At 73.2% G+C, this 21,658-nt stretch carries 21 protein-coding genes; 10 read left to right on the forward strand and 11 right to left on the reverse strand.

The window, feature by feature from the left end; translation table 11 throughout:
- Positions 1 to 4: 4 nt before the first annotated feature.
- The gene (locus BM290_RS44800; RefSeq protein WP_093622116.1) at positions 5 to 562 is read left to right on the forward strand and encodes a cysteine hydrolase family protein; all 558 of its coding nucleotides are present in this window, start codon (positions 5 to 7) and stop codon (positions 560 to 562) included.
- Positions 563 to 601: 39 nt separating this feature from the next.
- Positions 602 to 1,198 (forward strand): class I SAM-dependent methyltransferase, encoded by a 597-nt coding sequence (locus BM290_RS44805; protein ID WP_093622117.1) that lies wholly within the window; start codon positions 602 to 604, stop codon positions 1,196 to 1,198.
- Here the strand turns inward: BM290_RS44805 and BM290_RS44810 are convergent.
- Positions 1,182 to 1,499: a DUF6232 family protein gene (locus tag BM290_RS44810; RefSeq protein ID WP_143134198.1), complete on the reverse strand. Its 318-nt coding sequence runs from the start codon at positions 1,497 to 1,499 to the stop codon at positions 1,182 to 1,184. The two genes, BM290_RS44805 and BM290_RS44810, sit on opposite strands and share 17 nt — an antisense overlap.
- Positions 1,500 to 1,757: 258 nt before the next feature.
- Here BM290_RS44810 and BM290_RS44815 point away from each other — a divergent pair, with 258 nt between their 5' ends.
- Positions 1,758 to 2,963 (forward strand): MFS transporter, encoded by a 1,206-nt coding sequence (locus tag BM290_RS44815; protein ID WP_239144120.1) that lies wholly within the window; start codon positions 1,758 to 1,760, stop codon positions 2,961 to 2,963.
- A gap of 84 nt (positions 2,964 to 3,047) precedes the next feature.
- Here the strand turns inward: BM290_RS44815 and BM290_RS44820 are convergent, their stop codons facing one another.
- Positions 3,048 to 3,914: an alpha/beta fold hydrolase gene (locus BM290_RS44820; RefSeq protein ID WP_093622119.1), complete on the reverse strand. Its 867-nt coding sequence runs from the start codon at positions 3,912 to 3,914 to the stop codon at positions 3,048 to 3,050.
- A 42-nt stretch (positions 3,915 to 3,956) separates the two neighbouring features.
- Here BM290_RS44820 and BM290_RS44825 point away from each other — a divergent pair, with 42 nt between their 5' ends.
- Positions 3,957 to 4,328, forward strand: a complete 372-nt coding sequence (locus tag BM290_RS44825; RefSeq protein WP_177320171.1) for a VOC family protein — start codon at positions 3,957 to 3,959, stop codon at positions 4,326 to 4,328.
- A 29-nt stretch (positions 4,329 to 4,357) separates the two neighbouring features.
- Complete coding sequence (locus tag BM290_RS44830) at positions 4,358 to 4,513, forward strand: GrpB family protein (protein WP_239144122.1); 156 nt, start codon at positions 4,358 to 4,360, stop codon at positions 4,511 to 4,513.
- Here BM290_RS44830 and BM290_RS44835 read toward each other — a convergent pair.
- Entirely contained in the window at positions 4,464 to 5,030 is a 567-nt protein-coding gene (locus BM290_RS44835; RefSeq protein ID WP_093622121.1) for a GNAT family N-acetyltransferase, read from the reverse strand. The two genes, BM290_RS44830 and BM290_RS44835, sit on opposite strands and share 50 nt — an antisense overlap.
- 172 nt (positions 5,031 to 5,202) lie before the next feature.
- Between BM290_RS44835 and BM290_RS44840 the strand changes: the two genes are divergently transcribed.
- Positions 5,203 to 5,454, forward strand: a complete 252-nt coding sequence (locus BM290_RS44840; RefSeq protein ID WP_143134200.1) for a DUF4242 domain-containing protein — start codon at positions 5,203 to 5,205, stop codon at positions 5,452 to 5,454.
- Here the strand turns inward: BM290_RS44840 and BM290_RS44845 are convergent.
- Positions 5,451 to 6,296 (reverse strand): helix-turn-helix transcriptional regulator, encoded by an 846-nt coding sequence (locus BM290_RS44845; protein ID WP_093622122.1) that lies wholly within the window; start codon positions 6,294 to 6,296, stop codon positions 5,451 to 5,453. The two genes, BM290_RS44840 and BM290_RS44845, sit on opposite strands and share 4 nt — an antisense overlap.
- Positions 6,297 to 6,409: 113 nt before the next feature.
- Here BM290_RS44845 and BM290_RS44850 point away from each other — a divergent pair, with 113 nt between their 5' ends.
- Entirely contained in the window at positions 6,410 to 6,787 is a 378-nt protein-coding gene (locus BM290_RS44850; RefSeq protein ID WP_093622123.1) for a DUF2203 domain-containing protein, read from the forward strand.
- Between the two features lie 99 nt (positions 6,788 to 6,886).
- Here the strand turns inward: BM290_RS44850 and BM290_RS44855 are convergent, their stop codons facing one another.
- Positions 6,887 to 7,717: a carbon-nitrogen hydrolase family protein gene (locus BM290_RS44855; RefSeq protein WP_239144119.1), complete on the reverse strand. Its 831-nt coding sequence runs from the start codon at positions 7,715 to 7,717 to the stop codon at positions 6,887 to 6,889.
- A 39-nt stretch (positions 7,718 to 7,756) separates the two neighbouring features.
- On the opposite strand from BM290_RS44855, the gene BM290_RS44860 reads away from it, so the two are divergent.
- Together BM290_RS44860 and BM290_RS50465 are read left to right on the forward strand one after the other, a co-directional pair.
- On the forward strand, positions 7,757 to 10,519 hold the full coding sequence (locus BM290_RS44860; protein WP_093622125.1) for a DUF4132 domain-containing protein: 2,763 nt from the start codon (positions 7,757 to 7,759) through the stop codon (positions 10,517 to 10,519).
- Between the two features lie 12 nt (positions 10,520 to 10,531).
- On the forward strand, positions 10,532 to 14,527 hold the full coding sequence (locus BM290_RS50465; RefSeq protein WP_244903963.1) for an AfsR/SARP family transcriptional regulator: 3,996 nt from the start codon (positions 10,532 to 10,534) through the stop codon (positions 14,525 to 14,527).
- Here the strand turns inward: BM290_RS50465 and BM290_RS44875 are convergent.
- Genes BM290_RS44875 through BM290_RS44890 form a run of 4 tightly spaced genes read right to left on the reverse strand, consistent with a single transcriptional unit; the run spans position 14,511 to position 18,394 of the window.
- Positions 14,511 to 15,251 (reverse strand): ABC transporter permease, encoded by a 741-nt coding sequence (locus tag BM290_RS44875; protein ID WP_203779911.1) that lies wholly within the window; start codon positions 15,249 to 15,251, stop codon positions 14,511 to 14,513. The genes BM290_RS50465 and BM290_RS44875 overlap by 17 nt on opposite strands.
- The gene (locus BM290_RS44880; protein WP_093622126.1) at positions 15,248 to 16,186 is read right to left on the reverse strand and encodes an ATP-binding cassette domain-containing protein; all 939 of its coding nucleotides are present in this window, start codon (positions 16,184 to 16,186) and stop codon (positions 15,248 to 15,250) included. Before BM290_RS44880 ends, BM290_RS44875 begins: the two co-directional genes overlap by 4 nt.
- 37 nt (positions 16,187 to 16,223) lie before the next feature.
- Positions 16,224 to 17,243, reverse strand: a complete 1,020-nt coding sequence (locus BM290_RS44885) for a zinc-dependent alcohol dehydrogenase (protein WP_093622127.1) — start codon at positions 17,241 to 17,243, stop codon at positions 16,224 to 16,226.
- The gene (locus BM290_RS44890; protein ID WP_239144117.1) at positions 17,243 to 18,394 is read right to left on the reverse strand and encodes an MFS transporter; all 1,152 of its coding nucleotides are present in this window, start codon (positions 18,392 to 18,394) and stop codon (positions 17,243 to 17,245) included. The genes BM290_RS44885 and BM290_RS44890 overlap by 1 nt, the downstream gene beginning before the upstream one ends.
- A gap of 230 nt (positions 18,395 to 18,624) precedes the next feature.
- Here BM290_RS44890 and BM290_RS44895 point away from each other — a divergent pair, with 230 nt between their 5' ends.
- Positions 18,625 to 19,251, forward strand: a complete 627-nt coding sequence (locus BM290_RS44895; RefSeq protein WP_239144116.1) for a phosphatase PAP2 family protein — start codon at positions 18,625 to 18,627, stop codon at positions 19,249 to 19,251.
- Between the two features lie 196 nt (positions 19,252 to 19,447).
- Here BM290_RS44895 and BM290_RS44900 read toward each other — a convergent pair whose 3' ends face one another.
- Positions 19,448 to 20,206, reverse strand: coding sequence for a hypothetical protein (locus tag BM290_RS44900; RefSeq protein ID WP_143134201.1), 759 nt, complete (start codon positions 20,204 to 20,206; stop codon positions 19,448 to 19,450).
- Positions 20,207 to 20,345: 139 nt separating this feature from the next.
- Positions 20,346 to 21,506, reverse strand: coding sequence for an alkaline phosphatase PhoX (locus BM290_RS44905; protein WP_093622129.1), 1,161 nt, complete (start codon positions 21,504 to 21,506; stop codon positions 20,346 to 20,348).
- Positions 21,507 to 21,658: the final 152 nt, after the last annotated feature.

Raw genomic sequence — 21,658 nt, forward strand, 5'->3', positions numbered from 1 at the left:
GAGCATGACGACTTTGACCGATCGGCCCCGCACCGCCCTGCTCGTCATCGACGTCCAGGTCGGTGTGGTGGCCGGCGCGCCCCGCCGCGACGACGTGATCGCCAACATCAACACCCTGGTCGACAAGGCCCGCTCCGAGCAGGTCCCGATCATCTGGGTGCAGCACTCCGACGACGGCGGCCTGGCCCAGGGCAGCGACGACTGGCAGTATGTCCCGGAGCTCAGCCGCCGTGACGACGAGCCGATCGTCCACAAGCGGTATGGCGATTCGTTCGAGGCCACCGACCTGGAGGCGCTGCTCGCCGAGCGTGGCGTCGGCCGGCTGGTGGTCACCGGCGCCCAGAGCGACGCGTGCATCCGTTCCACCCTGCACGGCGGGTTCGTCCGGGGCTACGACGTCACGCTGGTCTCCGACGCGCACACCACCGAGGACCTGTCGGAGTATGGTGCGCCCGCTCCCGAGCAGGTCATCGCCCACACCAACCTCTACTGGGGGTTCCACCGCGCGCCCGGCCGCACCGCCGGCACCGTCGAGACCGGGAAAGTCGACTTCGGGGCGTGACCAGCACCCCCGGCCTACAGAAGAGGTAACAACCGCACCATGAGCACCACCGACAACCTCTGGCTGCAGAAGATCGCCGCCGACCCGGGCCACTCCCGGTGGTACATCGATCGGTTCCGCCAGATGGCCGCCCGCGGCGACGACCTGACCGGCGAGGCCCGGATGGTCGACGCCATGGTGCCGCGCGGCGCCCGGATCCTCGACGCCGGCTGCGGCACCGGGCGGGTCGGCGGCCACCTCGCCGCCGCCGGTCACGACGTCACCGGTGTCGACCTCGACCCCGAGCTGATCACCGAGGCCCGCTCCCAGCACCCCGGAGCGACGTGGCAGGTCGGCGACCTCAGCGAGCTCGACCTGCCGGCCCGCTTCGACGCGATCGTCTGCGCCGGCAACGTGATGGCCTTCGCCGGCCCGTCCACCCGCGGCGAGATCCTGCGGCGGTTCGCCTCCCACCTGGCCGACGCCGGCCGGGCGGTGGTCGGTTTCGGCGCGGGCCGCGGCTACGACTTCGACGACTTCCTCACCGACGCCGCGGCGGCCGGCCTGACCCCGTCCGTGCTGCTCAGCACGTGGGACCTCCGGCCCTACGCCCCGGGCGCCGACTTCCTCGTCGCCGTTCTCAGCCCCACCGCCTGAACGGCGTCTGCCCGGGCGGCTTCGGGCGTTCCTCCAGGGCCCTCTGCAGAGCACGGGTGACCATGTTGAAGACGCGTGGCTCCCGGCTCTCGTAGAGGGTGACCTGCCGTCCCTGGTAACGGGCCTGGAGGACCCACACCTGCTTCGGGCGCCACGGCTCCCACCAGTTGCGCTCGACGAGCTTGATCGCCACGTCGCCGATGTCGGCGATCGCGAAGCTCTCCGGTTCCCCGCCGGTCTCCCGGATGAAGGCCTCACTGGTGATCTCGGCGTCGTAGCTGCGGTAGTACACCCTCCTCACCAGGACTCCTCTCGCAACGGCCCCCGCAGGTCATGGTCACACGGGTGTCGACGCTCCTCAATCCGTGGCGCGACCGGAACCACGCCGGCCGTCCCTCACTGCCGGGGTCCGGGGCCGCCCGGGAACCGGCCGGACCCTGGTGAGCAGGGACCGGGACCCGCCGGGACAGGCCCAACGTCCCTGTCGGCGGCGCCGTGCCGGCGGCGACTCTGGTGGTGACCCGCAGACCGGGCCACCGCCGGACGATGGAGTGGAACCATGAGCACACCGCAGACCCCGACCGCCCGAACCGGGGGCCGGGCCGGATTGATGCTCGCCCTGGCGACCGTGGGGTTCGCCGTCAACTTCTGGGCGTGGGCGCTGCTCAGCCCGCTCGCCACGAGGTTCCAGGCCGCGCTGCACCTGACCCCGTTCCAGCAGGCGCTGCTCGTGGCGGTGCCGGTCGTCGTCGGGTCGGTCGGGCGGATCCCGGTCGGCGCGCTCACCGACCGCTACGGCGGCCGGGTGATGTTCCCGCTGATCTCGCTCACCACCATCGTCCCGGTTCTCTACCTCGGGCTGTTCGGGCACGAAGCGCTCACGTCGCTGCTGGTCGGCGGGTTCTTCCTCGGTATCGGCGGCACCGCGTTCGCGGTCGGTGTCCCGTTCGTCAACGCCTGGTTCCCGCCGGAGCGGCGCGGTCTCGCCGTCGGTGTGTTCGGCGTCGGCATGGGCGGCACCGCGATCAGCGCGCTCACCACGGTCAAGCTGGTCGACGCCGACGGCACCGCCGCCCCGTTCCTGATCACCGCGGGAGTGCTGGCCGCGTACGCCGCGATCTCCTGGCTCGTCCTCCGCGACGCGCCCGGCCGCCCGGTGCCCACCGCGCCGCTCGCGCAGCGTCTCGGCGCCGTCCTGCGCCTCCGGATCACCTGGCAGGCGTCCGCCCTGTACGCCGTCGCCTTCGGTGGCTACGTGGCCTTCTCGGTCTATCTGCCCGCCTATCTGAAGACCGCCTACGGCCTCACCCAGGCCGACGCCGCCAACCGGATGGCCGGTTTCGTCCTGCTGGCCGTGATCATGCGGCCGGTCGGCGGCTGGCTCTCCGACCGCTTCGCCGCCAGCCGTGTCCTCGCCGTCGCGCTCGGCGTCGTGGTCCTCGGCGCGGTCGTCCAGTCCTTCACCCCCGGCCTGGCGCCGCTCGGCACGATCGCGTTCCTCGGCATGGCCGCGGCCCTCGGCACCGGCAGCGGCGCCACGTTCGCCCTGGTCGCCCAGGTCGCCCCGGCCAACCAGGTCGGCGCGGTCACCGGCATCGTCGGCGCGGCGGGCGGCCTCGGCGGATTCATCCCGCCGCTGGTGATGGGCGTCATCTACGGGGAGTTCCAGTCGTACGCCCTCGGCCTCGCCCTCCTCGGCGTCGTCGCCCTGGCCGCCCTGCTGCTCGACGTCCTCTCCGTCGGCCGCCGCCCGGTGACCGCCTGACAGACCCGTCCCCAGGACCGAACCCCCGGCCGCTCGTCCCACGGCCGGGGGTTCGGCGTCGGCGAGGGCGGGCGCGGCGGCGGCTCAGGTGGTGGACAGGAAGTCGTGGATGGCGGCGGCGACCGGGCCCGGGGCCTGCTCCGCCTGGTGGTGACCGCTCTCGATCACCTGGTGGCGCAGCGGAAGGGCCAGCCACGGCGCCCAGATCGCGGCCGGGTCGCCGTGGATGTCCAGGTCGTCCTCGGCGGATTCGAGGAGCAGCGTGGGGCACCGGACCTGACGGCCGGCGGCGCGGTCCTCCTCGTCGTGGCGGCGGTCGATGCGCAGGTTGGCCCGGTAGTCCTCGCACATGCCGTGCACCACTGCCGGATCACGCAGCGCCGCCCGCACGTCGTCGTGGTTGCCGTGGCCCATCTCGGCGGGGGACGGGAGGCGGTACCAGGCGTCCGGGTCGGCGCTGATCACCCGCTCGGCGGGCTTGTCGGTCTGGCCCAGGAACCACCAGTGCCACCAGGCCAGCGCGAACGTGGCATCGGTGCGTTCCAGGTGCTCGACCGGGGGCAGGCCGTCCATCACGACGAGATGCGTCACGCGTGCCGGGTGGTCCATCGCGGCACGGAACGCGGCCACCGAGCCCCGGTCGTGCCCGGCCACCGCGAACCGGTCGTGACCCAGGTGCTCCATCAGGCGGACCACGTCCCGCGCCATGGCGCGTTTGCTGGACTGGGCGTGCTCGGGCTCGTCGGGCGGGAGCGTCGACCTGCCGTACCCCCGCAGGTCGGGTGTCACCACGAAGTGGTGGGCGGCGAGGCGGGGCGCCACCTCGTGCCAGGTCGTGTGGGTCCGCGGATGGCCGTGCAGCAGCACGATCGGGGTGCCGGCGCCCCCGTGCCGGACGCGCAGGGTCACCTCGCCGACGTCGATGTGGTCCAGCTGAAAACCGTCGAACATCATGGCACGTTACCCGTTCGAAGATCCCCTAGTCTGGTACGCATGTTCGAAACGGCGCTGGTGAATCTCTACACCCGTGACATCGACGCGGGTGTTCATTTCTATCGTGACCTGCTCGGGTTCGTGGAGACGTTCCGGGCGCCCGAGCATGTCGAGTTGCGGCTCGGCGGGTTCACCGTCGGGCTGGGGAGCGTCGAGGCGGCCCGGCGGCTGCACCGGGTCGAGCCCGAGCCGGGGCGGCCGGCCATGGTGCTGGTGGTGTGGACCGGTGACGTCGACGAGGCGTTCGCCCGGCTCGTCGCCGCCGGGGTCCCGGTGGTGCAGCCGCCGTACTCCTCCGGAAACGACAAACGGGCCGCGCTGCTGCAGGACCCCGACGGCAACCTCGTGGAGATCGTGTCGAAAGCAGGCTGAGCCCTCGTCGGGCGCAAGTCCGTGACCACCTGCGGGCGCATCCGGAGGACGCCGCCGAGTACGGGCGGATCAAGACCGCGCTGGCCGCAGCCGACGAGCACGACCGGCCCCGCTATCGGGCGGGCAAGGCGCCGTTCATCCAGTCGGTGCTGAGGCGGGCCACTCGTGAGCGAGGATCGACATGACGGTGGCGTCGATCCACCGGTCGCCGTCGCGCAGCGCCTCCCGGAGCACGCCCTCGGCCACGAAGCCGACCTTCTCGTAGACGCGCCGCGCCCGCGGGTTGTGCGCGTACACCTCGAGCGAGATCCGGTGCAGGCCCAGCCGCTCGAATCCGTGGCCGACGATCAGCCGCACCGCCTCGGTGCCGAGCCCGCGGTCACGGCCGGCCGCCACGAGCAGGGTCCGGAAGTTGCAGCTGCGATTGTGCGGGTCCCATTCGTTGAGGACCACCTCGCCGACGCACGCGCCGCTCGCCCGGTCGACGACGGCCAGGTCCAGCCGGTCGTCCTGGGTGTTGCGGCCGGCGTACCAGGCGCGGGTCCGCTGCTCGTCGGGCGCGTCCTCCGGGGAGCTGCCGGTCAGCCGGGCCACCTCGGGATCGGCGACCGCCTCCAGGAACACCGGCACGTCGGCGTCGATGAACGGGCGCAACACGACCCGCTCGCCGGTCAGCACCGGCTTGATCGAGAAATCGGCCATCCGCTGATCCTCCGATGCCCGGCCGGGCCGGTCAAAGCAGATATCACGGACGAGCTGGGCGCGGCCCCGGCGGCCCGGGCTGGTAGGTGGGTGACGGTCCGCCGAAGGTGGGGAACCGGTACCGATCCCGGTCGTACGGTCGGGTCAGGAACACCTGACGAGGGGGAAGAGCATGCCGATCTTCATGGACGTCCACACCATCGCCGGTGGCGTCGACATCGAGGACGTCGCGAAGGCGCACGTGGCGGACCTGCAGACACAGGCCGGGCACGACGTCGAATACCAGCGTTACTGGGTCGACGAGACCCAGGGGAAGATCTTCTGCCTGGTGGAGGCCCCGTCGGCGGATGCCGCTGCGGCGGTGCACCGCGAGGCGCACGGCCTGGTCGCCGACGAGATCTACCAGGTCCAGGAGGGCTCCTAGGACGCGCTCATGCTCTGCGTGCCGATCACGCTGAGCAGCTTGAGCCGGTCGGCGGCGTCGCTGCCGACCGGCGCCGAGTAGCACACCACCTTCACATCGCTGCCCGGGGCGGTGAGCACGTCGCAGTCGACGCTGAACGAGCCGACCTCCGGATGGTGCACGGTCTTGCTGTTCGACTCGTGCGTGCCGACCACACCGTCGTCCCACAGCCGCACGAAGTCGGCGCTGGCCGCCCGCAGCGCGGCCAGCAGGTCGCGCAGGCCCGGATCGGCCGGATACCGGGCGGTCGCCGCCCGCAGATCGGTCACCAGCACCGCGCGGAACAGCGTGGTCTGCTCGGGCGTGCACCGGATCCGGCTGGGCATGCCGGTGAACTCCCGCCACGCCACGTTGCGCTCCCGCCCGCGCAGCATCGACAGATCGCCGATCAGGGCCGCGCCGAGCGGATTCCACTCGATCATGTTCCACGAAGCGTCACACACGGTGAGCGCGACGCCGTCGAGCTGGTCGAGCAGGCGGCGCACCCCGGGCGGCGTGCCCGGCGGGATCCGGCCCGCGCCCGGCGCGGTCTGACCGGCCAGCACGAACAGGTGCTCCCGCTCGGCGGTGGACAGCCGCAAGGCCCGCGACAGAGCCGACAGCACCTGTACGGACGGTGACGTCGCCCGGCCCTGCTCGAGCCGCACCACGTAGTCGACCGACAGGTCGGCCAGCTGAGCCAGCTCCTCGCGCCGCAGCCCGGCGGCCCGGCGCACCCCACCGGCCGGCACCCCCGCCGCCTGCGGCGTCGTCCGGTCCCGCCAGCCTCGCAGCGCCCTGCCCAACTCCCGCGATCCGCTCACGCCGTCAAGTATCGCCCCGCCCGGCCGGACGAGCCTGGTACTGCCAATACCACCGGGGCGCGCCAGGGGAATCCCCGCCGGGCCCGATCCACGCGTTTGACAGACTCGGCGCCATGGGGTTGTTCACACTGCCCGAGGCCCGCGCGGAACTGGCCCGCCTCCGCCCGGTCCTCGCCGAGATCCTCACCGTCCGTGCCGACCTGGTGGAGCTCTCCGCCGCCCTGACCCCCGGCGGCGCGCCCACGCCACTCGGCGGCCTGCCCGAACGCAAGGCCGCCGAGGCCCGCCTCAACGAGCTGATGACCACGGTCCAGGAGACCGGCGCCGAGCTCAAGGGGGTGGCGCCGCTGCTCGTCGACTTCCCGGCCACCCTCGACGACGTGCCGGTCCTGCTCTGCTGGCTCGAAGGCGACGGCGACATCACCTGGTATCACCGCGCCGATCTGGGCTTCGCCGGCCGCCGTCCACTTCCGCCGGACCCGAAAAGCTGATCAGGGGGTACGGCCACGCCGGCTCCCGTGGCCGTCCCCGCGACGTGGTCCCGGCGCCGGACCGACCCGCGCCCGCCGGGCCGGATGCGGTGGTCCCGCTCAACCCCGTCTCCGGCTCTCACCGGCTTCTCGGAACCCGTGAGCGTCGGCCCGCATCTCGGCCTCGTGATCGCCGCGACGGTAGGCCAGGGCGATCACGTCCTGCCGGCGCTGGTCGAGGTACCAGGCCGAGGACTCGGCCGGGTCGATGGTGTGCCGCAGGATGCCGGGACGGCCCATCGGCAGCTCGGCCAGGACCTCACCGCGCGGCGACACGATCATGCTGGGGCAGTGCTGGTGCGGGTCGGGGATGTTCGCGGAGAGGACGAAACGCTGGTTCTCGGCGGCCCGGCTGATCAGATGGCTGCGCCAGACCCCCTGCGGCTCCCGTGGGTTCGCGGCATTGGTCAGATAGGCGAAGAACGCCGCGCCCGCCGTGGCCAGGTGCTGCCATTGCTCGGGGAAACGGATCTCACGGCACAGTTGTACGGCGGCCGTCGTGCCGCCGACCCGGAACGTCGGCAGGCCGTCGCCCGGGACCAGGCGGCCCCGCTCGTTCACGGCCAGATTGATCTTGCGGTAGATCTGCGGCTCGCGGCCGGGGGAGAGGTGGACGGCGGCGTTGGACCAGCCGGCCTCGTCCGGGTACAGCGAGCCCAGGAAGACGTGGCGCCGGTTGCCGGCGGCCAGCCCGGCCACGGCCCGGCGGATGCCGTCCGGATCCATCGTGTCCAGCGGGGAGAGGTCCTCGGCGTAACCGGAGAGCATGCCCTCCGGGAAGATCACCACGTCGCCCGGGGCGGTGCCGTCCAGGACGCCCCGCACGGTGGCGAGGTTGGCTTCGACGTCCCACACGACGGGGACCTGGGCGATCACGACGGAGAGCGGCACGGGCGACATTCTGTCGTACCCCGTCACTACTGTGTCGGCATGCTCATCGACGAGGATGCCTGGGGCCTGCCGGAGGAGTGGTGGCACGGCCTCCACCCGCGACGCGGTGGCCGCCCGGCGCCATCGCCGGCCGAGGGCGATCCGGAGGAGCGGCTGCGGGAGTATCTGGCCACTGACCGGGCACGGGAGCGCCGGGAGCGGATCCTGGGGCGCTTCGTCGAGTATGACGCGGGGCTGCTGGCCACCGATCCGGACACCCCGCTCGGCGCCGCCGTGGCCGTGCTGACCACCGACGCGGTGCCGCTCGTCGACGCGTGGGCCGCCCGGTTCGGGGTGTCCTTCGTGGCCGAGGCCGTCGGGGAGGCGTTCCGGCTGGCCGGGTCGGATGCCCTCTGGCGTTCCCGGGGCGGCGGGTTCGAGCAGCTGTGGCGCGGCGAGGACTTCCGGCGGGCGTGGGTGGCGGCCCGGGCCGTGCGGCGTCATCTCGCGGCGGTGCCCGACGACGTCGACGACATCCTCTCCGGGTTCCGGACGTCACCGACCGGGCGGATCCTGTCGTCCTACCTGATGCCGACCCGGGTCGACTGGGTCGGCGACGACTGCGCGGCCGCCGCCGGCTGGGGCGACGGCCCGGAGGAATGGGCGTGGGCCGACCACCGGCACCTGCGCGGCGCGCTGGTGCTCTCGGCGAGCCGCCCCGAGCACCTGGAGTCGCTGCGCGGCGCGATCACCGACGCGGTGCTGGGATATCGGGACATGGGCGTCGTCGCCACCGTGCTCGACGGGGTCGGGCCGGCCGCCGCGACGTTTCTGGCCGATCCGTTCTACCTGCGGCTGTTCCGGCTGGAGGACGATCGGTGGGAGAGCCGCGAGCTGCTCGGCGAGGCCGGGATCCGGATCATGGCGGGGACGCCCGACGACGACGCCATGCGGCTGCTGCTGCGGCACACCCTCGACGGGCCACGGATCCGGCCCGGGCAGCTGCTCAAGTCGGGGGCGCTGAAACGCTATCCCGGGCGGGCGCTGCGGGTGCTCGCCGAGCGCGACGACGCCGTGTCCCGCGATCTGGCCCTCGCCGTCTCCGGCGCGTCCTCGCCGTCGGCCGGGTCGGGGTGGGCGGCGCTCCTCGACGACCCTCGCACCTGTTTCGACAGCGCCGACGACCGGAAACGGGCGGTCGGGGCGCTCGCCGCGCTGCCGGCCGAGAGCGCCTTCGGGCTGCTCCTGGACCGTGTGGAGCGGAAATACGTCCGTCAGGCGCTGCTCGCCGCCGCCAGACGCGACCCCGGGCTCGCCGTGCGCGTGCTCGCCTCCCGGGACACCGATCCGGCGGTGTCGGAGCTGCTGCGCGACCACGTGCTTCGCTATCCGGCGTGCCTGACGGCGCTCGACCCCGGCGACCGCGCCCGGGTGCAGGCCCTCACCGGCGTGGCCGCCGCCGATCCGTCCGACCCGGCGGCGCCCGCCCTGATTCCCGGGCCGTCCCGCGCCGTCGCGCTGCCGGAGTGGCTGATCCCCGCCCGGCTCCCGGCCGGTCCGCTGTCCCCGGCCGATGTGCGCCGGCTGTGTCAGCTGCTCGTCGCGTCCCGGATCGGCGCGATGAAACCGGAGCTCGACCAGGTGCGTCAGCTCGGAGACTTCGCCGGCTTCGCCTGGGAGATCTTCGAGCAGTGGCGGGCCGCCGACTATCCGGCCAAGACGACGCTCGCCATGACGGCGCTGGCCGCGTTCGGTGACGACACCAGCGTGCGGGCGCTCACCGCGCTGCTGCCCGAGTGGTCGTCGGTCAGCAGCCGGGTGCGCACCACGATGGAGGTGTTCGCCGCGATCGGCACCGACGCGGCGCTCACCCAGCTGGACCGGCTCAGCCGCTCGGCGAAGACGGCCGGGTTCCGGCGCGCCGCCGCGGGACGGCTCACCGCCGTCGCCGAGGCGCGCGGCCTGCGGCCCGAGCAGCTCGCCGACCGGATCCTGCCCGACTTCGGCCTGGATGCGGACGGCCGGCTCGCCCTCGACTACGGCGCACGCCGGTTCACCGTCGGATTCGACGAGCAGCTGCAGCCGTGGATCGCCGACGACACCGGGCGGCGGCTGACCCGCCTGCCCCGGCCCGCCGACGACGTCTCCGCGGCGGCGCACCGGCGGTTCGCCGAGTTGCGGAAAGAGGCGAGGACGGTCGGCGCCGAGCGGGTCCGGGCCATCGAGGAGGCCATGGTCACCGAGCGCAGGTGGACTCCCGGCGAGTTCCGCCGATATCTGATCGACCACCCGTTGACGTGGCAGCTGACGCAGCGGCTGTTGTGGGTGGCCCTCGACGGTGATGCGGTGGCCGGGGTCTTCCGGGTGGCCGAGGACCGGAGCCTCGCCGATCTCGACGACAAGGAGTGGGCGCTGCCCGAGTCCGTCACGGTCGGGGTGGCCCATCCGTGGCACTTCGCCGGCGATCGGGACGCGTGGGCGGCGCTCGTCGCCGACTACGCGATCATTCAGCCGTTCCCGCAGGTGGGGCGGGAGCTGACCGGGCGGTCCGAGGTGGACGTGTCGTCGTTCGCGGGGGAGGCTGTTGCGGGCCGGCGGCTCTTCGTGCTCAGCGCACGGGGCTGGCAGTTCACCGACGGGCACGGATCACTGGTGCGCTACTTCCCCGGCGGGCCCCCGGTGGAGATCAACTACTCGCCCGGATACCACTGGCAGGAGCCCGACCTGCCCAAGCGGCTGGACGGCGTGACCGGTCTCGACGGCCTCGGCCCGATCGCGTTCTCGGAGGTGATCCGGGACATCCGCTACTTGACGAGCCCGTGACAAAATCGGCGCGTGCAGATCGGGATATTGGGGCCGTTCGAGGTCCGGACGGACTCCGGGGCCCTCGCCGACGTGCCCGGCGCGCGCCTGCGCGGGCTGCTCACGGCCCTCGCCCTGGAGCCCGGCCGGGTGGTTCCGAAAGCGACACTAGTCGACCGGATCTGGGGTGACGCCCCGCCCGCCGACGCCACCAACGCCCTGCACCGCCTGGTGTCCCGGCTGCGCAAGACCCTGCCCGGCGGCGTGATCGAGGGCCTGCCCGACGGCTACCGGCTGGCGGTGGAGCCGGGCGCTGTCGACGCGGTGCGGTTCGAACGGTTGCTCACAGCCGGACGGTCCCGGGCCGCCGACGATCCGGAACGGGTGCGGCTGCTGCGCGAAGCCCTCGGCCTGTGGCGGGGTGCGGCCCTGCAAGACGTGGACCTGCCGGACAGCGCGGCGGTCGCCCGGCTCGAGGAGCTGCGGCTGGCCGCAACGGAGGAACGGTTCGAGGCCGAGATCCGCGTCGCCCAGAATCCGGTCCCGGAGGGGAGTTTCAGCGCGGTAGGCGGCGGCTTCGTGGGCGGCCCCGGCAATCCGGGCGGTGGGCTGGGCGGCTCTATGGGCGGCGCGGTTGGTGGGCTGGGCGGTGCCGGCGGTCGGCTGGGCGATGCGGGCGGTGGGCTGGGCGGCTCTGTGGGCGGCGCGGTTGGTGGGCTGGGCGGTGCCGGCGGTCGGCTGAGCGATGCGGGCGGTGGGTTTGGCGGCTCTGTGGGCGGCGCGGTTGGTGGGCTGGGCGGTGCAGGCGGTGCAGGCGGTGCCGGCGGTGGGCTTGGCGCTTCTGTGGGCGGCGCGGGCGGTACCGGCGGTGGGCTGGGCGGGGTCCGTGGGGACGCTGGGGGTGCGAGCGCCGGGGCTGATGGTGACGGCGGTGGGCTGGTGGGGCTTGTGGGGGAGCTGACCGGGCTGGTTGCTCGATATCCGCTGCGGGAACGGCTGGTCGCTGCGCTCATGCGTGCGCTGGTGGCGACCGGTCGTGGCAATGAGGCTCTGCAGGTCTATCAGCGGACGCGGGAGGCGCTGGCCGCGGAGCTGGGAGTCGACCCGTCGGCGGAGTTGTCCGCTCTGCATGTCGAGGTTCTGCGGGGGGACGGTGGGAGGCCGCGTGCCCGCCGGACCAATCTGCGAGCTGAGTTGACCAGTTATGTGGGCAAGAGTGCCGATGTTGCTGCGGTTCGGGAGTTGATCGGGGAGAGCCGGCTTCTCACGTTGATCGGGCCGGGCGGGTCGGGGAAGACTCGGTTGGCGGCGGAGTCCGGGCGTACCCTCGTCGATGATCTTGATGGTGGGGTCTGGCTGGTGGAACTGGCCGCGATCGGCGCCGGCGGTGACGTGGCACAGGCGACCGTCACCGGGCTGGGGCTGCGGGATGCGCTGCTCGGCACCGCGTCGAGCGTCGACCTGGTCGACCGGGTCGTCGCGGCGATCCGTGATCGGGAGATGCTGCTCATTCTGGACAATTGTGAGCACGTCATCGATGAGGCGGCGGCGTTCGCGCACCGGCTGCTCGGCGAGTGTGACCGGCTGCGGATCCTGGCCACGAGCCGGGAGCCGCTCGGCATCACCGGCGAGGCGCTGTGGCATGTGGAGCCGCTCGACCAGGCGTCGGCGGTGCAACTGCTGCGGGACCGGGCGGCCGCGGTGGGCCGAGACCGGCCGGGTGCGGCTGGCGGAGATCGGGTCGGCGTGGGTCGGCCGGGTGCGGCTGGCGGAGATCGGGTCGGCGTGGGTCGGCCGGGTGCGGCTGGCGGAGATCGGCTCGGCGTGGGTCGGCCGGGTGGGCTCGGCGGAATCTCGTCGGGTGCGGCCGGTGCCGATGGCGAGGGTCTGGTGGGCGGGAAGGGGCTTGGCAGGGGCCCGTTGGGTGCGGTCGGCGCCGATGGCGAGGCTCTGGTGGGCGGGAACGGGCCGAACGCGCTTGGCAGGGTCTCGTCGGGTGCGGCCGGCGCCGATCGCGAGGGCCTGGGCGTCGGCGGAGGCGGGGAGAGTGCGGTCGCCGGAGAACGGCCGGGTGGTGACGGGGAATCGGCGACCCTGGAGCGGGTCTGCCGGGCCCTGGACGGGATGCCGCTGGCTATCGAGCTGGCCGCCGCCCGGCTGCGGACGATGACTCTCGACCAGCTCGCGCATCGGCTCGACGATCGGTTCCGGCTGCTCACCGGCGGGAGCCGGACGGCGCTGCCCCGGCACCGGACGCTGCGGGCCGTGGTGGACTGGAGCTGGGATCTGCTCAGCGCCGAGGAGCGGACCGCGCTGTGCCGGCTGTCGGTGTTCGCCGGTGGGGCGAGTCTGGAGGCCGCCGAGCACGTCGGCGCGGGCTTCGAGCTTCTCACCTCGCTGGCGGAGAAGTCGCTGCTGGTCACCGAGGGCGGCGACGCTCCCCGGTATCGGATGCTCGGCACCATCAAGGAGTACGCCGCCCAGCGTCTGGCCGAAGCCGAAGCCGAAGCCGAAGCCGGAGCCGAAGCGGGAGGCGGAACAGGAGCGGGTGCCGGCGCGGGAGGCGGAACAGGAGCGGGTGCCGGCGCGGGAGGCGGAGCGGGAGGCGGAGCGGGAGGCGGAGCGAGAGCGGGCGCGGGAGGCGGAGCGGGAGCGGGAGGCGGCCACGGAGGCGGTGGGCCCGGGACGGCCCGGCGGGCGCATCTGGCCTACTTCACCGCGCTCGCCGAGACCGCCGAACCCCGCCTGCGCCGCGCCGATCAGCTGGAATGGCTGGCCCGTCTGGAAGCCGACCACGACAACATCGGCGCGGCGATGCGGGGCGCTCTGGCGGCGGGCGAGACCACGGCGGCGATGCGGCTCGCCGCGGCCGCCGGGTGGTACTGGTGGCTCAGCGGGCGCAAGACCGAGGGCAACGAGCTGATCGCCGCCGCTCTGGCTATGCCGGGTGAGGTGCCCGACCCGATCCGGGCGACCGTGTACGCGTTGATGAGCCTCTACGTGAACTCGGGCCTGGGTGACGAGCACCAGGCAGCCGAGTGGATCCGTCAGGCGTACCGGTTCAGCCGGGGTGTCGACGGCTCGCATCCGCTGATCGGGTTCGTGGTGCCGCTGGAGCGGCTGTTGCGGGAGCCGGGAGCGGCCCTGTCCGCGTTCGAGCCGATGCTGCACGACGACGACCCGTGGGCGCGTGCCCTGGCCCGGCTGCATCTGGGGAAGATGCGGGTGGTCCTGGGGCACGGGGGTCATGAGGCGGACGAGCACCTGGCCGCGGCGCTGGCCGAGTTCCGGGCGCTGGGGGAGCGGTTCGGGATCTCGTTCGCGCTCAGTGAGCTGGCCGAGCGGATCGCCACGCGGGGGCGGTTCGCCGAGGCCTGCGACCACTACGAGCGGTCTGTCGAGGTGCTCACCGAGGTCGGCTCGACCGAGGACGTGATCCGGCGGCGGGCCCGGCAGGCGCAGCTCTACTGGCTGTCCGGAGACCGGGACGCGAGCGCCGCCGCCCTGGCCGAGGCGCAGCGGCTGGCCGGGCAGGTCACCTGGCCGGGGGCGCTGGCCGAGCTGGCGTTCGTCCGGGCCGAGCTGGCCCGCTGGGCCGGTGACCGGGCGGAGGCGTACCGGCAGGTGGAGGCGGGGGCGGCGCTGCTCGGTGAGGAGGCCCGGTGGCCGAACATCCGGGCGAGCATCCACGACCTGCTGGGCTATCTGGCCGTCGATACCGCCGGATCGCGGGCGCAGCGGGTGGCGGCGTTCCGGGCGGCGGTCGAGGCGGGGCATCCGACGCTGATCGCGCGGGTGCTCGTGGGGGTCGCCGATCTGGCGCTGCGTGACGGCGACGACGTGCAGGCGGCCCGGCTGCTGGGGGCGGCGGTGGCCGTACGCGGACTGCCGGACCGCTCCCATCCGGACGCCGCGAGAATCGAGGAGACCGCGCGCGGCCGCCTCGGCGAATCGGGTTTCGCCGAGGCGGCGGAGCAGGGCGCGGCAGCCGGCTGGCAGACGGCGGCCGAGGTCACGCTCGCCGGTTGAAGGTACGGATCGCCCACACGTATCCGACGAGGGCGATCCCCGCGCACCAGGCCAGCGACGTGATGACCGCCGTGGTGTCGGGTGTGCCGGCGAGCAGCGACCGCAGCGCCTCGATGATCGGCGTGAACGGCTGGTACTCGGCGAACTGCTCGACACCGGCGCCCATCTTGTCGGCCGGCACGATGGCGCTGCTGAAGAACGGCAGCATGACCAGCGGCACCGAGCCGAGCCCGGCGGTCTCCGGCGACTTGGCGGACAGGCCGAGCGCGACGGTGAACCAGCCGACGGAGAAGCTGAGCAGCAGCGCCAGCCCGGTCACGCCGAGCCAGCCGGTGAGCCCGGCCGCCGGGCGGAAGCCCAGCGCGAACGCCACCCCGACGATCGCCGCGATCGCGATCACGTTGCTGAGCATGCTGGCGACGACGTGCCCGGTGAGCACCGCGCCGCGGGAAACGTCCATCACCTTGAACCGGTTGATGATGCCCTTGGTCATGTCCGAGTTGACGGCGGTCGCGGTGGCGCTGAGCCCGTAGCAGACGGCCAGCAGGATCATCCCCGGCGTCGCATAGTCCACGTAGTCGACGCCGACGTCGAACGCCCCGCCGATCACGTAGACGAACATGACCATGATGACCACCGGGAACAGCACCGAGTTGAACACCGCGGCCGGGTTGCGCAGCGTGTGCTTGAAGTTGCGTCGCAGCATGATCGTCGAGTCGCTCATCGGGTGCTCGCCTCCGTGGCGGGGTGGGAACGCCCGGTCAGGGCGAGGAAGACGTCGTCGAGGTCGGGGGTGTGCACGGACAGCTCCTCGGCGTGTGTGCCGTGGTCGTCGAGCCGGTTGAGCAGCTCCCGCAGCGACGCGGTGCCGCCGTCACCCGGAACACGCACGGTCACGCCGTCGTCGTCACGGGTCGCGCTGGGAACGACCCGGGCCGCCGCCTCTGCCGCGGCCGGGTCACCGAACCGGAGCCGGACGTGACTGCCCGGGATCTGCCGTTTCAGCTCGGCCGCGGTGCCCTGGGCGACGATGCGGCCCTGGTCGAGGACCGCGATCCGGTCGGCGAGCTGGTCGGCCTCCTCCAGGTACTGGGTGGTGAGGAAGATCGTCACCCCGCCGGCCACCAGGTCGCGGATGATGTCCCACATGGTGCGGCGGCTGCGCGGGTCGAGGCCGGTGGTCGGCTCGTCGAGGAAGATGATCTGCGGAGCGCCGACCAGCGTCATCGCCAGGTCGAGTTTGCGGCGCATGCCCCCGGAGTAGGTGGCGACCGCTTTCTGTTCCGCCCCGGTCAGGTCGAACCGCTCCAGCAGGCCGGGGATCACGGCGCTGCCGGCGCGCTTCAGATCCACCATCAGCTGCAGGTTCTCCTGCCCGGTCAGCAGGTCGTCCACGGCGGCGAACTGGCCGGTCACGCCGATGGCAGCCCGTACCCCCCTGGCGTTCTTGATCAGATCGTGGCCGGCCACCCGGGCCGAACCGCCGTCGGCCCGGATCAGGGTGGTGAGAAGGTTGACGGTGGTGGTCTTGCCGGCGCCGTTGGGGCCGAGGAGGGAGAAGATCGTGCCGGCCGGGACATGCAGATCGATGCCGTCGAGCACGACCTTGGTCCCGAAGGCCTTGCGCAGGCCGGTGACCTCGATCGCTGAATCACTCATGCCGAGAAGGCTCGCGGCCCGCGCTGACAGCCCCCTGTCACGCCTCTGACACGGCGCCCACAGGGTCGATCAGCACCTTGGGACCCGCGCCCGCCGATCGGGGACGACGCCCGGCCAGCACGTCGGCGGCCTCCTCGAGCGGGACCGTCGCGGCCACCAGTGGCCGCGGGTCGACGGCCCCGGACGAGAACGCGGCGATCGCCGGCGCCAGGCCCGCCGACGCGCCGAGGATGCCGACGGCCGTCACGTCCTTCAGCACCATGTCGCGGGTGTCGATGGTGCTCGGCGTGCCGGACAGGCCGATGTAGACGAGCCGCCGGCCGGGTTCGACCAGGTCCACGGCCAGGCCCGGCATGGACGAGGCGTTGGTGGCGTCGACGACGGCGTCCCACGGCAGCGACGGCAGCGACTCCCGCGTCCACACGTCGGCGAACCCGAGCGAGCGGGCGAACGCCGGCTCCTGCCCGAGCAGGTGCACCCGGATGCCGCGGGCGCGGGCGAGCATGGCGGTGAGCAGGCCGATCGTGCCGGTGCCGAGCACCAGCAGCCGCTCGCCGGGGGACAGGGCGGCCGCGTCCACACACCGTTGCGCGTTGCCGGCCGGCTCCACGAGCGCCCCGGCGGTGGCGTCCACCCCGTCCGGCAGGGCGTGCAGGTACGCGGCGGGGAAGGCCAGCCGCTCGGCCAGCGCGCCGGCCAGCCCGTCCCGGATGCCGAGTTCGTGCCGCTCCGGGCAGACGTGGTGCCGGCCCTTCGTGCAGCGCCGGCAGTGACCGCAACCGATCATGGTGTCGCCGGTGACGCGCCGGCCCAGCCACGACGTGTCCACACCCTCGCCGACCTCGCGGACGGTCCCCGACCACTCGTGGCCGGGCCGCAGCGGATACGACGACACCCCGCTGTGCAGGTAGCTCATCTCGCCGGTGAACAGCTCCACGTCGGTGCCGCACACCCCGGCCCGCTCCACCGCGACGACCACCTGCCCCGGGCCCGCGACCGGCGCCGGAACCTGCCGGACCTCCGCCTTCCCCGGCCCGGTCAGCACCAGCGCGCGCATCAGGACCCCTTTCGCCCGGCCGCCGCGCCCGCCGCCGTCTGCAGCACGCCCAGCCCGATGATCATGACGAGGGTAGCCTCCCAGGCGCCGGTCCGTTCGGCCAGCACGCCCGCCGCGACCGGTCCCGCCGCGGCCAGCAGGTATCCCAGCGACTGCGCCATGCCGGACAGCCGGGTGGTCTCCGACGGTGTACGCCCGCCGAAACTGATCAGCGTGAGCGCGGCCACCAGCGACGCGCCCTGCCCGAGCCCGGCGATCGCCGCCCACAGCGCCGCCAGCCCCGGCGCCGTCAGCAGGCCGGCCATCGCCACGATCACCGGCAGGCTCGCCGCGACCGCGCCCCACGCGCGTGTCGCCGGATCGCGCAGCAGCACCGGCACCGCGAGGCCGCCCAGGATCCCCATGCCCTGAAACAGGAACAGGTGCAGTCCGGCCGTACGCTGCGACACCCCGTGTCCGATCTCGATCGTCGGCAGCCAGGTCACCAGCACGTAGAAGCAGGTGCTCTGCAGCCCCATGAACGCGGTGATCAGCCAGGCCCGCGGCTGCCGCCACACCGGCGCGCCCACCCCCGGGACGCTCTCCTCGACGGCCGGCGCCGACCGGGCCCGGTAGGCCCAGACCGCCGCCACGAGCAGTGCCAACAGTGCCCACAACGCCAGCGAGAGCCGCCAGTCGGCGACGTCCGCCACGGGGACCGCCACCGCCGACGCCGTGCTCGCCGCGATCGTGATGAACGCCGTGTAGAACCCGGTCGCCCGCGACACGTTCGCCGCGAAGTCACGCTTCACGATCGCCGGCACCAGCACGTTACCGACCGCTATCGCACATCCGATGACGACGGTGCCGGCCCACAGCCCCGCCGTGCCGGTGTACGACCGCGCCAGCGTGCCGGCCGCCAGCACCAGCAGCGCCGCCAGCACCGCCCGCTCCATCCCGAGCCGCCCCGACAGCCGATGCACCTGCGGCGACACCAGCGCGAACGCCAGCAACGGCAGCGCCCCGAGCAGCCCCTGCGCCGCCTCACCGAGCCCGGCGTCAGCGCTGATCTGCGGCAGCAACGGCCCGACCGCGGTGATCGCGGGCCGCAGGCACAGGGCGACGAGGAAGATCGTCGCAGCCGCTGACGCGGCCGGCAGTAAGCGCTTCACGCCCCCGAGCCTCTTACGGTCCGCTTCCCAAGGTCAAGATCCGGCGGCGGTACGGCCCACCCGCCCCGCCTCGCGCAAGAGGCACGCCCCGCGCCACCTGCCGCACCGGACGCCCGTACCACCCGGTGGTCCGCCCTGTCCCCGGATCGACGGAATCAGCGAGCCCGGCACCCCGGTCGGGAATCGTGGAGCCGTCGGGACGGGGGCGGAGGCCGGAACGGGGATTTGCGATGATCTACGTCATGGCGACGTCGAGCACCGAGCGGGTGATGCTGCCGGACCGGGCCGCGCGGCTGCTCACCGAGGTCCTCTCGCCGGCGGTGCTGGTGGCCGGGGTGCTGTTCGCGGTGGCCTGGGCGTCCGTCGAGTCCCCGGCGTCGGCGCTGCTGATGGGCGTGATCGCGGCGGCCGCGGCCAGCTTCCTGCCGATCGCCTACATCCTGTATGGCGTACGCCGGGGCGCGTGGACCGACCGGCACGTCGGTGTCCGCGCCCAGCGGACCCTGCCGATGCTGGTCTGCCTGGGCTCGACCGCATGCGGCGCGGTGGCCCTGGCCCTGGCCGGCGCGCCACGGGACCTGCTGGCGCTGATCGTGTGCATGGCCGCGGCGCTGCTGGTGGCCACCCCGATCACGCTGCTGGCCCGCTGGAAGATCTCCATCCACTCGCTGGTGGCGGCCGGCACGGCGGTGACCTTCACGGTCGTCTTCGGCTGGGCGCTGCTGTTCACCTGGCCGATGGCCGCCGCCGTCGGCTGGTCCCGGGTCCAGCTCCGCGACCACACCACCGCCCAGGTGCTGGCCGGCGCCCTGGTCGGCGCCTGCGCCACCGGCCTGCTCTACCCGGCCCTCCGCTGACCCGCAGCTGATCGGCCACGGCGGCCGGCGGATCAGGCACCGATCGGACGGAACGCCGCCGGTGGCGTGCGGATCAGGTGCTGAGCGGACGGAATGCTGTCGGTGGCGGGCGGATCAGGCGCCGAGCAGACGGAATGCCGCCGGTGGCCGACGGATCAGAAGCCGAGCGGACGGAACGCTGCCGACGGCCGCCGGATCAGGCGTTGAGCAGGTAGACCGCCGACGGCACGGCCAGCACCAGCCCGATCACGGTGAGCCAGACGACCGCCGCCCCGCCGACGCGGATGTCGTCGCGCCGTCTGGCGATGGCGGCGGCCCGGGTGTCGGTGGTGAAGACGGTCAGCCCGGCCCGGCTCGGGAGCAGCCCCCGCCGGGTGGTCCGCCCCACCGCGAAGACCGGCCGGCCGTGCGGCACCCGCACCTCGGTGAGGCGGAGACGCTCGGAGCTGCGCAGTCCGGCGATGACGTCGGCGGGGACGATCGCCGGCAGGCCGGCCGGCTCGGCGTGGCTGTGCTCGTACTCGGTGATCACGTAGACCGGTGGGTCGCTCATCAGCGGGTCGTAGAGGCCACGCCGCGGCGACACCAGCCGCGGATCGACCGGGACGCGGGTGAGCCGGTCGGCCAGGGCGGGCCAGACCGGCGACTCGGATTCGAGGATCACGTCGTGGTCGGGGCCCTCGCCGTGCGAGAAGGCGCGGCTCGGCTCCCGGATCAGGATCGTCCGGTACCAGGTGCAGTCCTCGCCGCTGGCCGGGGCGGTCTGCCGGCCGGCGGCGCCGTACTCGGTGGTCCCCTCCAGGGCGACCCGGCCGCGGGTGCCGATCGTGGCGGGCCGCAGCCGGCGCAGGGTCCACAGCTCCCGCAGGCCGCCGAGGATGAGGAGGACGAAGATCCCGGCCCCGGCGACGAGCAGGAGGCCGAGACAGAACGCCACGGCAGCGACGGTCATCACGTCGTCACGATAGGTTGCCGCGGCCGATGTCGATATCGTCCGCGGGCATGGATCTGACCGGCGTGGCGGAGCGGGTGGCCGCCCCCGGCCACGTGCCGGATCGACCCGCGACATCCAGCTGGGAGCGGCCGGCGCGGGGTCACGTCCGGAAGGGCCCGGTGACGCAGTAGGTGATGCCCCCGGACGACGCGCCGCTCGTGCCGCGCTGCGACGAGAAGTAGAGCCGGTTGCCGGCCGGGGTGAACGCGGGCCCGCACAGCTCGGACGAGCCCTGTCCGGTGACGCGCAGGAACACCGAGATCCTGTCGTCCGGTGTGATCATGCAGATCTCCATGTTGCCGCCGTCCTCGGCCACGTAGAGATCCCCGTACGACGACCCGGTCACGTTGTCGACGCCGGTGAGCGGCGCGGTCCCGGAGGACACCAGGTTGTCGTCGTAGGCCAGCTCGTACGTGCTGGTCAGCAGGTTGACCTGCCACACCCGGTTGTCGCCCTTGGTGGTGAACCAGACGGTGTCGGCGGCGTAGTGGCAGCCCTCGCCGCCGTTGAACGACTTCGACCCGGACACCTGGCTGCGGGTACGGGTCGGGGAGCCGTCCGGGTCGGGCACGTTCGCCCAGGTGAACGACCCGGAGGTGCCGGACCCGGCGACGAGCACCTGCAGCGTGCCGGAGGACAGGTCGCCCCAGGTGGTCGGCACGAACCGGTAGAAGCGCCCGTTGGTCTCGTCCTCGGTCAGGTAGATGACCTTGCGGACCGGGTCGGCGGCCGCGGCCTCGTGCTTGAACCGGCCCATCGCAGGCCGGGCCACTGCCGTGCCGCCCAGCGGGTAGGTCTCCCAGACCCGTCCCAGGTCGGTCTCCTCGCAGCTCAGCCAGGTGTTCCACGGGGTCTTGCCGCCCGCGCAGTTCTGGTTGGTGCCGGAGAGGATCCGGGACGCCCCGACGATCGTGCCGGTGGAGTCGAACAGGATCCGCGACGCCCCGCCACCGGCCGACGAGCTGACCTCGGAGTTGGAGACGTAGATCCAGCCGGACCCGTTCGGGATGACCGCGCCGCCGTCCGGGGCGTCGTGCCAGGTGTAGGTGGTGCCCGGGACGGTCTGCCGGGAGCGGGCGATCACCGTGCTGGTGAACCCGGCCGGGAGCTGGATGCCGTTGGCGTCGGCGGCCTGCAGCGGGCCGTATGGTCCGGTGGCGTTCTGGGCCGGCGCCGCGTAGGCGGCCGACCAGGCGGTGAAGGGCAGGGCCAGGCCTCCGGCGCCGGCCACTGTGGTTCGCAGAAGAGTTCGCCGATCCATGGGCGGGAACGTATTTGCCCATTGAGGACGGTTGATGAACGGCGGGCATCCGATCGCTGACCATCAATCTTCGTCCGATTCGGGCGCTTTGTTGTCTGGTGCCCGGACCCCCGTCTCAGCATTCTCCGTCCCGTTGTCGGCGCGTTACGGGT

The organism is Actinoplanes philippinensis, assembly GCF_900113015.1.
Taxonomy (GTDB): domain Bacteria; phylum Actinomycetota; class Actinomycetes; order Mycobacteriales; family Micromonosporaceae; genus Actinoplanes; species Actinoplanes philippinensis.

What these genes read in the sequence shown, in the direction of transcription:
- BM290_RS44860 (WP_093622125.1), top strand. Translation starts at nt 7,757, where the DNA reads ATGCTCATCGACGAGGATGCCTGGGGCCTGCCGGAGGAGTGGTGGCAC.
- BM290_RS44905 (WP_093622129.1), bottom strand. Translation starts at nt 21,506, where the DNA reads ATGGATCGGCGAACTCTTCTGCGAACCACAGTGGCCGGCGCCGGAGGC.
- BM290_RS44875 (WP_203779911.1), bottom strand. Translation starts at nt 15,251, where the DNA reads ATGAGCGACTCGACGATCATGCTGCGACGCAACTTCAAGCACACGCTG.
- BM290_RS44825 (WP_177320171.1), top strand. Translation starts at nt 3,957, where the DNA reads ATGTTCGAAACGGCGCTGGTGAATCTCTACACCCGTGACATCGACGCG.
- BM290_RS44840 (WP_143134200.1), top strand. Translation starts at nt 5,203, where the DNA reads ATGCCGATCTTCATGGACGTCCACACCATCGCCGGTGGCGTCGACATC.
- BM290_RS44885 (WP_093622127.1), bottom strand. Translation starts at nt 17,243, where the DNA reads ATGCGCGCGCTGGTGCTGACCGGGCCGGGGAAGGCGGAGGTCCGGCAG.
- BM290_RS44835 (WP_093622121.1), bottom strand. Translation starts at nt 5,030, where the DNA reads ATGGCCGATTTCTCGATCAAGCCGGTGCTGACCGGCGAGCGGGTCGTG.
- BM290_RS44815 (WP_239144120.1), top strand. Translation starts at nt 1,758, where the DNA reads ATGAGCACACCGCAGACCCCGACCGCCCGAACCGGGGGCCGGGCCGGA.
- BM290_RS44800 (WP_093622116.1), top strand. Translation starts at nt 5, where the DNA reads ATGACGACTTTGACCGATCGGCCCCGCACCGCCCTGCTCGTCATCGAC.
- BM290_RS44895 (WP_239144116.1), top strand. Translation starts at nt 18,625, where the DNA reads ATGATCTACGTCATGGCGACGTCGAGCACCGAGCGGGTGATGCTGCCG.
- BM290_RS44820 (WP_093622119.1), bottom strand. Translation starts at nt 3,914, where the DNA reads ATGTTCGACGGTTTTCAGCTGGACCACATCGACGTCGGCGAGGTGACC.
- BM290_RS44850 (WP_093622123.1), top strand. Translation starts at nt 6,410, where the DNA reads ATGGGGTTGTTCACACTGCCCGAGGCCCGCGCGGAACTGGCCCGCCTC.
- BM290_RS44880 (WP_093622126.1), bottom strand. Translation starts at nt 16,186, where the DNA reads ATGAGTGATTCAGCGATCGAGGTCACCGGCCTGCGCAAGGCCTTCGGG.
- BM290_RS44805 (WP_093622117.1), top strand. Translation starts at nt 602, where the DNA reads ATGAGCACCACCGACAACCTCTGGCTGCAGAAGATCGCCGCCGACCCG.